General features: G+C 54.5%; 14 protein-coding genes and 1 rRNA gene. 4 read left to right on the forward strand and 11 right to left on the reverse strand.

Going from position 1 to position 12,774, the window contains the following annotated elements; genetic code table 11:
* Positions 1–13 precede the first annotated feature (13 nt).
* A complete protein-coding gene (locus RIN56_16890; protein ID MDR7868479.1) occupies positions 14–862 on the reverse strand; it encodes a 3-hydroxybutyryl-CoA dehydrogenase in 849 nt (282 codons plus the stop codon).
* Between the two features lie 318 nt (positions 863–1,180).
* Between RIN56_16890 and RIN56_16895 the strand changes: the two genes are divergently transcribed.
* Positions 1,181–1,468, forward strand: coding sequence for a hypothetical protein (locus RIN56_16895; GenBank protein MDR7868480.1), 288 nt, complete (start codon positions 1,181–1,183; stop codon positions 1,466–1,468).
* A 149-nt stretch (positions 1,469–1,617) separates the two neighbouring features.
* Here the strand turns inward: RIN56_16895 and RIN56_16900 are convergent, their stop codons facing one another.
* The 6 genes from RIN56_16900 to RIN56_16925 form a co-directional block, all read right to left on the reverse strand.
* A complete protein-coding gene (locus RIN56_16900; GenBank protein ID MDR7868481.1) occupies positions 1,618–2,121 on the reverse strand; it encodes a hemerythrin family protein in 504 nt (167 codons plus the stop codon).
* Positions 2,122–2,282: 161 nt separating this feature from the next.
* A complete protein-coding gene (locus RIN56_16905) occupies positions 2,283–3,677 on the reverse strand; it encodes a sigma 54-interacting transcriptional regulator (protein ID MDR7868482.1) in 1,395 nt (464 codons plus the stop codon).
* Between the two features lie 978 nt (positions 3,678–4,655).
* On the reverse strand, positions 4,656–6,215 hold the full coding sequence (locus tag RIN56_16910) for a DASS family sodium-coupled anion symporter (GenBank protein MDR7868483.1): 1,560 nt from the start codon (positions 6,213–6,215) through the stop codon (positions 4,656–4,658).
* A gap of 108 nt (positions 6,216–6,323) precedes the next feature.
* Positions 6,324–7,016 carry a TerC family protein gene (locus RIN56_16915; protein ID MDR7868484.1) on the reverse strand — a complete coding sequence of 231 codons (693 nt, stop codon included), beginning with the start codon at positions 7,014–7,016 and terminating at the stop codon, positions 6,324–6,326.
* A 98-nt stretch (positions 7,017–7,114) separates the two neighbouring features.
* Positions 7,115–7,324 carry a hypothetical protein gene (locus tag RIN56_16920; protein ID MDR7868485.1) on the reverse strand — a complete coding sequence of 70 codons (210 nt, stop codon included), beginning with the start codon at positions 7,322–7,324 and terminating at the stop codon, positions 7,115–7,117.
* Positions 7,325–7,341: 17 nt separating this feature from the next.
* Positions 7,342–7,575 (reverse strand): helix-turn-helix transcriptional regulator, encoded by a 234-nt coding sequence (locus RIN56_16925; protein ID MDR7868486.1) that lies wholly within the window; start codon positions 7,573–7,575, stop codon positions 7,342–7,344.
* A gap of 253 nt (positions 7,576–7,828) precedes the next feature.
* On the opposite strand from RIN56_16925, the gene RIN56_16930 reads away from it, so the two are divergent.
* The gene (locus tag RIN56_16930; GenBank protein MDR7868487.1) at positions 7,829–8,218 is read left to right on the forward strand and encodes a helix-turn-helix transcriptional regulator; all 390 of its coding nucleotides are present in this window, start codon (positions 7,829–7,831) and stop codon (positions 8,216–8,218) included.
* Here RIN56_16930 and RIN56_16935 read toward each other — a convergent pair.
* Together RIN56_16935 and RIN56_16940 are read right to left on the reverse strand one after the other, a co-directional pair.
* Positions 8,215–8,337, reverse strand: a complete 123-nt coding sequence (locus RIN56_16935; protein MDR7868488.1) for a hypothetical protein — start codon at positions 8,335–8,337, stop codon at positions 8,215–8,217. The genes RIN56_16930 and RIN56_16935 overlap by 4 nt on opposite strands.
* A 292-nt stretch (positions 8,338–8,629) precedes the next feature.
* A complete protein-coding gene (locus RIN56_16940) occupies positions 8,630–8,962 on the reverse strand; it encodes a cupin domain-containing protein (GenBank protein ID MDR7868489.1) in 333 nt (110 codons plus the stop codon).
* A gap of 185 nt (positions 8,963–9,147) precedes the next feature.
* Here RIN56_16940 and RIN56_16945 point away from each other — a divergent pair, with 185 nt between their 5' ends.
* Positions 9,148–10,275, forward strand: coding sequence for a glycosyltransferase family 2 protein (locus RIN56_16945; GenBank protein MDR7868490.1), 1,128 nt, complete (start codon positions 9,148–9,150; stop codon positions 10,273–10,275).
* A gap of 18 nt (positions 10,276–10,293) precedes the next feature.
* Positions 10,294–11,418 (forward strand): mannosyltransferase family protein, encoded by a 1,125-nt coding sequence (locus RIN56_16950; protein MDR7868491.1) that lies wholly within the window; start codon positions 10,294–10,296, stop codon positions 11,416–11,418.
* A 71-nt stretch (positions 11,419–11,489) separates the two neighbouring features.
* On the opposite strand, the gene RIN56_16955 is transcribed toward RIN56_16950, so the two are convergent.
* Together RIN56_16955 and rrf are read right to left on the reverse strand one after the other, a co-directional pair.
* Positions 11,490–12,452 (reverse strand): M15 family metallopeptidase, encoded by a 963-nt coding sequence (locus RIN56_16955; protein MDR7868492.1) that lies wholly within the window; start codon positions 12,450–12,452, stop codon positions 11,490–11,492.
* A 218-nt stretch (positions 12,453–12,670) separates the two neighbouring features.
* Positions 12,671–12,774 (reverse strand): 5S ribosomal RNA (gene rrf, locus RIN56_16960); the annotation flags it as partial.

Genomic DNA, 12,774 nt, shown 5'->3' on the forward strand with positions numbered 1-12,774 from the left:
ATATCCTCTCCTCTCAATACTGGTAGAAGCCGCGACCGCTTTTGCGGCCGAGGCAGCCGGCCCGCACCATCTTCCTGAGCAGCGGGGCGGGGCGGTATTTGGGGTCGCCGTATTCACTGTACAGCACCTCCATGATCGCCAGCAGAACGTCGAGACCGATCATATCGGTGAGGGCGAGCGGGCCCATGGGATGGTTGCAGCCGTTGACCATCGCCTTGTCGATGTCTTCGGCCGAGGCCACGCCTTCGTCAAGCATGCCGATGGCTTCGTTGAGCATCGGATCGAGAATGCGGTTGACGACAAATCCGGGCACGTCTTTGGCAACGACGGTCACCTTGCCTAGTTTTTCTCCTGTAGCCAGGGCGAACGCCAGCGTCTCCTCGGCGGTGCGCAAGCCTCTGGTGATTTCGAGCAGCTTCATCACTGGCACAGGGTTGAAAAAGTGCATGCCGATGAACCGCTCCGGCCGCGCGGTGGCTGACGCAAGCTCGGTGATGGATATCGACGAAGTGTTGCTGGCGAAAATTGCTTCAGGACCGCAAATGGCGTCCAGCTTGCCGAAGAGTTGTTTTTTTGCGGCAGCGTCTTCAGAGATCGCTTCGATGACCAGTCCCGCACCTGCGGCTTTGTCAAGGGCCGTGGCGGTCGCGAGCCGCCCGAGGCAGGCTTCTTTGTCCGCTGCCGTCAGCCGCCCCTTGTCGACGCCTTTCTGAAGGTTGTCGGCGATCTTTCCGGCGGCCCGGCCTGCATACGCATCCTGAACGTCGTAGAGGACGACGCGATAGCCTGCCTGCAGCGCCACCTGAGCAATGCCCGAGCCCATCTGCCCGGCGCCGGCTACGAATATTTTACCACTCTCCATAATAATTCCCTCTTTCCTGTCGTTATCTGTGCCCAGACCCGCAGTGGTTATCACATTATAAAAATCATTTTCATTTTACTTCTTACCATCATGGAGTGTCAATTCTTCCTGGGGTTGTCTGTCTTTCCTTCAAAAAACACGGCTCTGAGGCTTTATTTCCGCTATAATGAATAAAAATAAATCTTGAAACGTATTGCCATTTTTATCCTGGGACTTTATAATGAATTCAAGGCAATTTAATCGGGTGCTATAGGTGGAGGCTGCCAACGGCGGTTTCCTTTTGTTTTTTTGGCATACTCTGGTTTTAGGGGGAATAACGTGAGGTGCAAGTTCCTGATAACTTTGGAGTATCCAGAACTCTTGGCGCTGGCCGAGGCTGATGTGCAGCACTGGCTCGAAGAGCGGCTGGACGGGAGGGTATCCGATTTTGGGGGCTTCAGAATAACGTCACAGGTCCGCGGTGCTGACCGCATGATTATGCACTGCCTTTTCGAAGTAAGCCATTTCCGAACCCTAAACGAAAAGACGATGCGCGACTGGCTCGCCGACTCACCGCCGTATTTCTTTGTGCGGACCGTCAAACGACCGGCTCGGGAAGGCTGGTAAGAATATTTTGCTTAACAGTAACCGGCCCCTTTAAGGGGCCGGTTTTTTGGCCGGAAATTTCTTTTGCCCGCGGCGCAAAAGAATAAAGGCGGTCGGCCTTTGGCCACCCGCCCTGCGAAAAGGTATTTTCCGCAATTCTCGGTTTTGCGTCAGTTGACGTGCGATGGCTCGACCGGAGCGTACATCGCGGTTTTCCCCGCCGGGCCGGGCGCAACACTGGCGGCGCCTACAGCCCTGAACATCTCCGTCCGGTCAAGAAAGAGCAGCAGCCTGCCGTCGGCGTATTCCCAATGAGACAAGAACCATTCTCTTACCTCATGGAAAATCTCGACCGCCATGGCCGACTCGCCGAGTTTGTGCCGGCGCCGCATTGCATAGAGCTTGTCAATAAAATCGTCATGCTCTTGCTGGTGCTCTTCGCGGTCCGGGTAAAAGCTTTCGGCCATCATCTCTTCCTCGCAGGCTAAGCATTCTGCCATCCCATCCATGAACATTCTCAGGAAACCGCTGGTAAGTTCCTCTTGCTCGTCGAAGGTCTGACAGTCAAGCGCCTGGCGGTAGAAGCGGTTGGCCAGGTCTACAAGGCCGGCCCGCATGCCGTTTAAAACGGCAACGCCCGTAACATTTTCGCCACCAAATATATAGGTGGTCATATAATCACCTCCCCACATGCATCAATATTTTATCACACGCGGGGAAGTTTCTCTGCATTTGCATAAAAAAATATTTCCTTAAGAAACGTTTTACGGTTAAAAGCCAATAAGAACAAGGCCTTGCGGATGCAAGGCCTTGTTCCTGTTAGAACAATATTTTGTTACAAATTATATTTTCGTTTTTTTCGCACCAGTGTAGAAAGGTCGATCCCCAAGTGAGCGGCAGTGTTTCGCATTGACCCGAAAGAGGCCAGCGCTTTCTCGATTACCGCCCGCTCGACGGTGTCGTTGATCTCCTGGAGGTTGAAGGAGGAAAAATAGTCGGGGGTTTCGATGAACAGCGACTTGCCCGCGGCTTTGGCCAAACTGAGGGGCACGCATTTTTCGTCGATGGTGTCTCCTTCGGCCAGCACAGTCATGTGTTCGATGATGTTGCGCAGTTCGCGAACGTTGCCCGGCCAGGCGTAATGGGTAAGTATATCGACGACCTTGGGGGAGATCTTCTTTTTCATGTTGTATTTGCGGTTGTTCTGGTCGAGGAAGCTCAGGATCAGCGGCACGAGATCCTCGCGGCGCTCGCGCAGCGGCGGAATATATATGGGAATAACGTTGAGCCGGTAGAAAAGGTCGCGGCGGAAGCGCCCTTCCTCGATCATTTTCTCCAAGACGGTGTTCGTCGCGGCGATGATGCGGGCTCTCGTCTCGACGGTCTTCGTGCCGCCGAGGCGGAACATCCTGTTGGTCTGCAGAACGTCGAGCAGTTTGACCTGAAGGGACATCGGCATCTCGCCGATTTCATCGAGAAAGAGGGTGCCGTTGTTGGCAAGCTCGATCAGACCGATCTTACCCTTTTTGGATGCCCCGGTGAAAGCCCCGGCTTCGTAGCCGAACAGCTCCGACTCGAGCAAGGTTTCGGGGATGGCGCTGCAGTTGATCTGGACGAACGGCCTTTTTTCCGCCTCTTCGCCGCTGTCGTGGATGTATCTGGCCAGCACGTCCTTGCCGACGCCCGATTCCCCCTGGATAAGCACCGGGGAAGAGACCTGGGCTACCCTGGCTGCGAGCTTGAAGATATTTTCCATGACCGGGCTGGCGACGATAAAGCTGCCGTCGCGACCGGTCCTTTCCGCCTGCCACAGTAGTCGGCGGTATTCTTCGGCAAGGTCGGCGCTGCTTTTCAGTTGCTCTCTGATACTGACAAGTTCGGTAATGTCGCGGACATTGGAGAATACCCTCAGCAGATTGCCGTCGTCGCCAAATACAGGAATGCTCGTTACCAGGGCGGAAACGCCGTGATAATAGTCGATAACCTTTGTCATCGGCTTGCGGGTCCTTATTACGTCGGGCGAACAGGCATCGGGGATTTCCCCCGCCTTGACGAGCTCATCGATCTTTCTCCCTTTGAGCATCTCTCTGTCAAGCCCGGATATTTTGAGGTATGCCTCGTTGCAGTATAGGATGTTGCACTCCCCGTCGGTCAGGAAAATCCCATCGTAAGAGGAATCAATTATCTTCCACAAGAGCTTGTTTTCTTTCTCGGCCTCGAGATGTTGCATTTACAATCCTCCGTCGTATGCAAAAATGCTTTTTTATTATGCAATTTTGCATACATGCTTTCGTGTCTTCAGTGCTCAATGTTTCCGCAAAAATCATTGCCGTTCATTAGGCGCTATTAGGCATTATTGCCTGCATTCCATCGAAGGAAAGTTGAGCGAAGCCCTTATGAACCGGGCGTTTTCGGTCCTGGCACGTTTCTTGCATCAATAATGTCCAGTCCATATCATTACCGTGCCGCTAAACCCGGCCGGGGATAGTGGCGAACTGACTGAGGCTAGCACCGACCTCCCGAGGCTTTTCGCTTCCGGAGCCGGCTAGCCGGGTTTGCCAGAACGCGTCTATGCGAGCTTTCCCGCGCAGCCAACAGCCGTTGTTGAATGCAGAGGTGCGTTTCTGACAGAAAACAGCATTGCATTGGCAAAGACGCGTTTTATCGCCAGCAATCAGGGTTTTGCAGATTATATCAATACTTTTGTATGATTTCTTGCCTATGATTGAATTTTCCTGCCGTTTAAGCCTTAGACCCGTTATTTTCTGGCTGAGCGCATGCGCTTGCCGCTCGCTGAACAGCTCCCCACATAGGGAGGCATCCCGTTAAGGTGAGCCTACCCTATTCATGACCGCGTAATGCGGTCTTTTTTTTGCCTGAACTTCACTACTCAAAGCCCCCGTCGCAACGAGTGACGGGGGCTTTATAGCGGTCATGGGTGACAGATGCTTTGGCAGCAGGGCCAAGGGTGAGGAAACATTCCGCCGACATCGTCAGGCTGGCGCCCAGGGCGAAGAATGCGGGTAAAGCACCGCGAACACGACGGTCATGTTGATGAACATATTGTCAGCGGGTTGGCAGTTACAGCGGATCCCGTCTGTTTTCACCGCGCTCACTCGCTACATTGGCCGTTCCGGCACAGCAACAGCTGTGCCGGAACGGCCTAGTACAAGTTCTACAAGTTTGTTTTTTTTCTGCAAAAATTACCTTACTTTACTACCCATGTAACAAGGTAAACTACGAGCGGTATTGTTACCAGCGAAAGGCCGATGAGGTCGATGATGAAGCCCGACCTGATCATCGTGGTGATTGGGATCAGGCCGCTGGCGTAAACGATGGCGTTTGGCGGGGTCGACACCGGCATCATGAAACCGAGGGAGGATGCCAGGGCGATGGCCACAGCCACCGGTATCGGGCTCAAGCCTGCGGAGAGAGCGACGGTGATGCCGAGCGGGCCGACCATGTTGGTGGCCGCGGTGTGGGAGGTTAGCTCGGACATGAACAGCGACAGGACGGAGAAGACGGCGACAATTGCGACCTGGGAGTTGGCGCCGGTGGTTTTGACGATGGCGTCGCCGATCCATTTCGACATGCCCGTGGTGTACATCATCGCGCCGAGCGACAGGCCGCCGCCGAAGAGGATGAGGGTGCCCCAGTCGATTCCCTTGACGGCGTCTTTCCACTGGAGGGTGAATTCGCGTTTTTCCCAGCTGGTCGGCATGATGAAGAGGAGCAGGCCGGCCATCATGGCGACAATGGCCTCGGGGAAGTATTTGCCGTAGGTTTTCAGGATGGGGGCGCCGGGGCCGTAGATAACAGACAGGAAGCCAGGCAGCACCCACAGGGTGACGGCGATGGCAAAAGCGATAATGGCGTTGCGCTCGCCGGTCTTCCACGGGCCGAGAGCCTTGCGCTTTTCGGCAATGAGTTTTTCGGCGCCGGGGATGCTCTTGATTCCGGCCGGGAACATCTGCTTGAGGACGACGAACATCAGGACGAAGTAAATAACCATGGCAACCGAACCCCAGACCATCCACTGGAAGAAAGTAATCTTAATATTGGCCAGCTTCTCCAGGAAGCCCATCATAATGATGTTCGGAGGAGTGCCCACCGGGGTCAGCACGCCGCCGACCGAGGAAGCATAGGCGGTCATCAGCATAAGACCGGTAGCGTACTTGTAGGTACCGAGGTCGAGCTCCTCGCCGTTGGCTTTGTACATATCCTTAATGGCCATAAGCAGTCCCAAAGAGATGGGGTACATCATGGCGGTAGTGGCTGTGTTGCTTACCCAGCCGGATAGCAAGGCAGTAACGAGGCCTACAGCCAGTAAAATGCGGGTCGGGCTCGATCCTACCCACTTCATCGATAAGATGGCATAGGCGAACCGTTTGTCGAGGCCGTGACTCATCATTGCCGTAGCCAGCATGAAGCTGCCCATGAAGAGGTAAATGAGCGGATCGGCGAAGGGAGCAAAGGCGGCTCTCGCCGGCACGACGCCGAGCAGTACGGCCAACACAGGGCCGATAAGCGACGTGACCGGGATGGGCACAGGCTCGCATATCCACCATGTGGCGACGAATGTCATGATGGCCATCAACAGGTGGCCTTCCGGCTTAAGGCCGGCGATGGGGGTAAAAAATACCAGTAGGCCGAGGATGGGGCCGAGAAACCAGCCGATTGTCTTACGCCGTCTGTCGAATTTTTCTTCGGCTTCGGTCATTTTTGCCTTCGGGGCGATTTGCTCCTTGGGAACCTGGGTAGTCTCCATTCAATTTTCCTCCTTTTTAATTTTGACCGTTTATCCCATAAAGGTCTTACGCACGACCTTCTTGGCAAACGTTTCCTAGGGAATCACTGCTTGGCAAAAAAAATTGTTTTAGCCGGCATTTTCAGGCTTATGTTGGTCCGCGTCCGTCTCTGACTTTTTCTTGTACTTCTTCTGCCAGACGCCGAGAGCAATGACGCCGACGGTGATGGCGAACGGGATGAGCCACTCGGGGACATATGCCGCGATGTAGTGGCCGATCTTCTGGTCGCGGACCATCATTTCCCCCGCCGTCCAAGCGATGAGACCGGCGCCGATGTACACGATGATCGGGAACCTGTTCATGACGACTACCAGTAACTGACTGCCGAAAATGATGAGCGGTATGCTCAGTGCGAGGCCGACGAAAAGCAGCACGTAGTCGCCTTTGGCGATGGCGGCGATGGCAAGGGTGTTGTCGAGGCTCATGATGATGTCGGCGATAATGATGGTTTTGACCGCCGCCCATAAATTATCGGAGGCCTCCACGTTCTCGCAGCTCTCGTCTTCCAGGAGCAGCTTGGCGGCTATCCAGACCAGCAGCAGCCCGCCGAAGAACTGAAGGTATGGTATTTGCAACAGAACAACCGCAACGATGGTCAGAATGACCCTGAGGCCGATCGCGCCGGCGCTGCCCCAGAGGATAGCGAGTCGCTGCTGCTTCGGAGGCAGGCAACGGCTCGCCATAGCGATTACGACTGCGTTGTCGCCGCTGAGGACTATGTTGACCATCATAATCCCGACCAGCGCGAGAATGAAATCCATACAGTCACCCCTTTTTCTCCTGACGGAAACCTCAGTACGTCAGGTAAGCCAGCTAAATGCGCGCCGAGATTTTTTGCGCGTGGCGCATGCGGAGATTACTAAACGCTATGAACGCGGTAGCCCAGTTTTCGCCCGATGAATTCCCAGTCATCAGCAAATTCTGCGTCGTCGACGCCGATACGAAGAATATTCTTTTCGGCATTGACCGGTACTGCCGATATCCCGTCGGGGTTGCGCAGTTTTGCCCTGAGGACCGCCAGCTCTTTTTCCCCAATCGATCCGGCCGGATCGATTGCGATAGTCATCATGTTTCTCCCTCCTTTTTCTAACGCTTGGGTCTAGTTCCAAAACTACGGAATCCGTCTTTGCGCATGAGTTCGTTCACTGTTACCCCCAACACCCGCGACATCCTGAGCGCAAGATCGATCGATGGTTTTTTGCGCCCGGCAAGGATGTTGGAGACGTGGGACCTTTCGACGTCGACAAGCTTGGCGAGCTCAGTGATGTTAAGGCCCCTTCTCCGCATTAGTTCTCTTATCCTTGACCCGCTCAACGGCATCCCCCCTGGAAACAGAAGGCTGATTTTAGTTTCTTTTGGAAACGCTTTGGGTCTAAAAAAACGCCTTCTGTGGCTCTATCTAATTTGATTATAGTTTCTATAGGGAACGCCGTCAAGCATTTTCAGGAAATTACTTCCACCAGCAACTCCGTTTGTTTTCCTGAAACACTTTTAAGTGTAGGCATACATAAAACTCTACTGGAAACGTTGGGTATAATAATGTATAATTATCTGCGAGGAGGTGGTCAACAAGGTGGATATTGGAACTAAACTCCGTTCCCTGCGTAAGCTGCGCGAACTGACCGTCGAGGAGTTATCGCAACGGTCGGGGGTTTCCCGTTCATATATCACTAACATTGAAAACGGCCGCAAGACCGAGGTTTCATCTCGAGTTGTCAGCAGCCTGGCTGGAGCCCTCGGGATAAACGCCGACTACTTCCGCATCAGCGAAGCCCAGTTGCCAACCGATTGTTTGCCTAACCTCGACCCGGAGTTTATCGCGCTATTGGCCAAGTCGGAGAGCATGCCGTTTCTACAGCTTACTAAAAAGGCAATCGCCAATGGCGTATCAGCCGAGACGGTAGAAGCCGTCGTCGACGCCATCATCAAATCCCAGCGCAGGCGAAGAACCCCGCTCGTTTAGCAGGTCGCCGCCACAGGCTCCGCTGCCCCTGCGGCAGGAGGGGCTTCCTGGGGAACTATATACTCGTATCCGTCCCAGAATAGTTCGATTTCGTCGTTATACCGGCCATAGTCTTTCATAGTAGGGCCTCCGTTCGGAACGGTTCTTTCCCTATTTATACAGTGCAAGAAACATGCCAATTCCCAAAGTTGCGAAAATTGCGTGATTTGTGCCGGTTTTCTTTTCCACGCCAGGTTTTCCATGAGCATAAATGCATACGACACAGGACGTAAATATCGCGATTAGCGCTCGTCGGCACGCGTCAGCCCCTGTGCAAAAATGCATACACTTAAAACACAGAATCCCCAGAGCGGTTGCCCTGGGGATTCTGTGTTTTAGTACGATTAACCTCGGTGTTCGGTGCACGCTTTCTTATTGCGGCAGGAAGTCTTCCCTGATGGGGGTGAAGGTGTCGATGAGCACCGAGTCGTCTTCAAGGGCAACGACGCCATGGAGTACGTTGCGGTCGGCGTAGTAGCAGTCTCCTTCGCAGGCGATTTTCGTTTCTCCGCCCACGGTTATTTCGAAGCTTCCCCTGGCAACATAGCCCACCTGCTCGTGGGCTTCATGTTTATGCATCTTGCCCACGCCGCCCTTTTTGAAGGCGAACTCGACCAGCATCAGCGACGGCCCGTAAACAAGCACTCGCCGTGTTGATTTTTCGTCAAGCTGTATTATCTGTTTGCTGTCTTTGGATACGATCATGTAATCACCACCGATCTTTTTGTAATGTGTTCGGTAAGAAGCGCAAGATTCCTGCGGGCAACGGCACCGGGTTGGCGGTATTTTCCTTCTGATACGGTGCGTACGTTAAGGCAAACAGTCAATACTAATAGCGGACATCATTCCCAAACTAAATCTCCGGCTAGAGGCCGAAAGGATGCATACACATGGATTTAAGCATAATTGTACCGACTTATAACGAGCGTGAAAATGTCCGGACGATTACGGAGAGGATTTCTACGGCCCTGGCGGGATGCGGCTATTCGTACGAGTTGCTGTTTGTCGACGACAGCAGCGATGATACTCCGGCCATCTTGGCGGCGCTGGCCGAGCGGTATCCTGGCGTAGCATTCGTCCACCGCGAAGGTGAAAGGGGCCTTGCTTCTGCGGTGGTAAAGGGGTTCTCGCTGTCGACCGGCGGCTGTATAATCGTGATGGATGCCGATTTGCAGCATCCGCCGGAACTTCTGCCGGTAATGATGAAGCGTCTGGCCAGTGCGGACATGGTTATCCCCAGCCGCTTTATCAGCGGCGGCTCGGACGGCGGCCTTAATGTTTTTCGCAAGCTTGTGTCCTGGACGGCCAGGATGATTGGCCGCATGTCGATTAAGCGGCTTCGGGCAATTTCGGATTGCACGAGCGGCTATTTTGGACTTCGCCGCAGTGTTATCGCGAACGCCAGGCTTAACCCCATCGGTTGGAAGATTCTTATGGAGGTGCTTGTGAAGGGCGAGTACCACGCAGTACATGAGATTCCGTACGCGTTTGTCGCCCGTGACAGCGGCACCTCTAAAATGAGCTGGCGGGATCAGTACGATTATTTGCGCCATATTATCCGCCTGGCGCGGCATAATCCCGAGGATGCGCGTTTTTTCACTTTCTGCTTGGTCGGGGCCGCCGGCGTCCCCGTCAACTTGCTCGGCTTGACGGTTTTGCTGAATTTCTTTACTGCTGACGTCGCTTTCGCCTCGGTGGCAGCATCCTTTGTGGCGATGGTGCACAATTTCCTCTGGAATGACAGCATCACCTGGCGGATGCAAAACAAACCGGTTTTATGGCGGCGCTGGAAGCAATTTATTCAGTTTGCATTCGTTTCGGCCCTCAGCATCGCGATCACGGCCGCTTTTGCCCATACGTTTTTCGCCAACGGCTGGAGTCCTGTCGCCGGTCAGCTTGTCGGCATCGTTCTCGCTACCTGGTGGAGCTTCATGGCTAACGACCGTTGGACATGGAGCCGCCCCGAGCCCCGCCCCGAGCTAGTCGTCACTCGCGAGTACGCCGGCGATACGCCGTAACCTGGCTAGGTTAAGATTATGAACCGTTACCTGTTCGCGACCACAGGGATTTGGCGCCCTATTCTCCTGCACTCGGTAATTGTGCTTTCTTCCGTTTGGCTGGCGACCAGTCTGCCCGCCCACATTCCCGCCGGGTTTATAAACCCGAATCTTGTTGACATGCCGCCGATCGCCGCCTCGTTAATTAAGTGGGACGCACATTGGTATACGTATATTGCCGCTCAAGGCTACGACGAAAAAAGCGTTGTCTTTTTTCCCATGCTTATTGTTCTCATCCGCGCCGCGGCCGGTCTGGGATTCAGTCACTCTATCGCCGGGCTGCTTGTCTGCAACCTGTTTGCTCTCTTGAGTTTCAAAGTAATGCACGCTGCCTTCCGCCGCGACTTTTCGGATCGCACGGCGGACAGAGCTCTTTTGGCCTACGCGGTGATGCCGACCTCTTTTTTCTTGAACAGCGTTTACACCGAGCCCCTGTTCCTGACCTTTTCTCTCGCATGCGTATACTTTGCCCGTCAGGGGGAGTGGTGGCCGGCGGGAATCTGCGCTGCCTTGGCGGCCCTTACCCGCAATCTCGGCGTATGTCTCTTTTTTTTGGTCGCCTATGAGCTATACCTGAGCCGCAAAGCTGACGGTCGGCCGGCCTGGGATCTGCTGACGCCCTTTCTGGCTCCGGCTGCCCTGCTAGGGTATATGGCCTATAATGCGCTTACTTTCGGCGACCCCCTCGCGTTTGTCCACTCCCAGCAGGCTTGGGGGCGGTCTTTCGGCTGGCCGGCGGATAACTATATCCGCAACCTGGGCCTCCTGGGAGCCCTATGGCCCAACACCCAGGCCGGTATTGCCCTCGACGCTTTTCTGGTGTTGACCGGACTGGCCGGGCTCGGGGCAGCCACGCTTTCCCGCCGGCAAGCCGTCCCGGTGTCCTACCTCTTTGTAGGCTGGGTATGGTTTCTCATCCCGTTGTTTTCCACCTCTTCATTTCTCCCTTTGTATAGCATGTCCCGCTTCTTGCTCGTCGTCTTCCCGCTTTATATCGTTTTCACCGCCATGCCGAGAGCGATCTTCGTCTGCTTTCTGGTCGTAAACGCTCTGCTGCTGTCGCTGTGCACCATCCTGTTTGTGAATTGGTATTGGGTCGGATGATGGTATATCCGTCAGCAGAACTAGAACCCCGCGGTAATACGCCGCGGGGTTTTGTGTCGTATAGTTTCGTATTACTGACCGCCAGCTGCGTCCAGTTCGGCGAAAGTAATATTCATTACCGGATACTTGCGCCAATCCTTGTAGTCAAAATGCCACCACTCATCCTCATACACGCCGAACCCTTCCGACTCCATATATATCCTCAGCGCGTCGCGCGACCGGCGCTGATGCGCAGTGCCGCCCGGGTATGCAGAGTGGGCCCGCAGGGAGAATTCGTCATAATCGCTGAGCATCTCCACCGGCTGACCGGTGGCAAGTTCGCACAGCGCCACGTCGACGGCTCCGCCTCGGTTATGACAGGAGCCTTTCGCCGGATCGGCGACAAACTGTTTCTGGGATTCCGGAGTGGCATCCCAGAACATTTTAGTCACCATCCACGGCCGGTATGCGTCGTGAATGATAATGCCATACCCGTGCAAAGCGAGCTTCTTATGAACGCGCACCAGCGCCTCGGCCGCCGGACGCCGCAGATAAGCCCGCGGCCGGTCATAGAGGGGGGCGCCGATAAAGTTATTGTCAGTCGCATAACGAATATCGACATTGATAGTCGCATCCAGAGACAAGACATTTACAAGCTCCGGGGCCGGAATTGTGCTCTGTCCCTGGGGCGGGATCGCCGCCGCCGCCCGCTGGCGCAGTTCGTCCATGGAGAATTGCGCCTTCAGGCGATACGTTTTTCCTATCTCGGGATCAAAAAATCGACGGTTATAAACAGTCGTCCCAACCCGGCATACTGTGCCGAATCCAGCTGCGTCACGTTCAATGCTTACAGGCCCTGACGCCCTGCCTAATGGACTAACTGCCTCAAGCTGGTATTCATCTCGCGCCACGGACTGCAGGGGATATACGATATAAACCAAAAAAGCAGGCCCGTCTTTGTCGCCGCGGTCGTATACAAGCTCCACTCTGCCGTCATTTTCCCGCAGCAGGAAGCGGTCTCCGTCACCTTCGTACAAACCGATTATTTGGCTCATCGCTGGCGAAACACCAGGCGAGGCCGCATATACAGGCAATGCGAGCGACAGGAACGCTACAAAGGCAACCGCAGCTAGCCAAACTCTTACCCTGAGCCCAGGTCTCATGATTAACCCCCTCCGAATATGTATACATATTCTTTCTATCATTGCGCCCCATATCCTGCCCTAATCTTATATATAGGAAAACCCGCTCGTTGTGAACGAGCGGGTTTTCTAACCGGCGCCTACCTATCCTCCCAGGCCGTTTCCAGCCAAGTACTTTCGGCGTATAGGGGCTTAACTGCCGTGTTCGGTATGGGAACGGGTGGATCCCCCTAGC

The organism is Sporomusaceae bacterium (assembly GCA_031460455.1).
GTDB lineage: Bacteria > Bacillota > Negativicutes > Sporomusales > UBA7701 > Anaeroselena.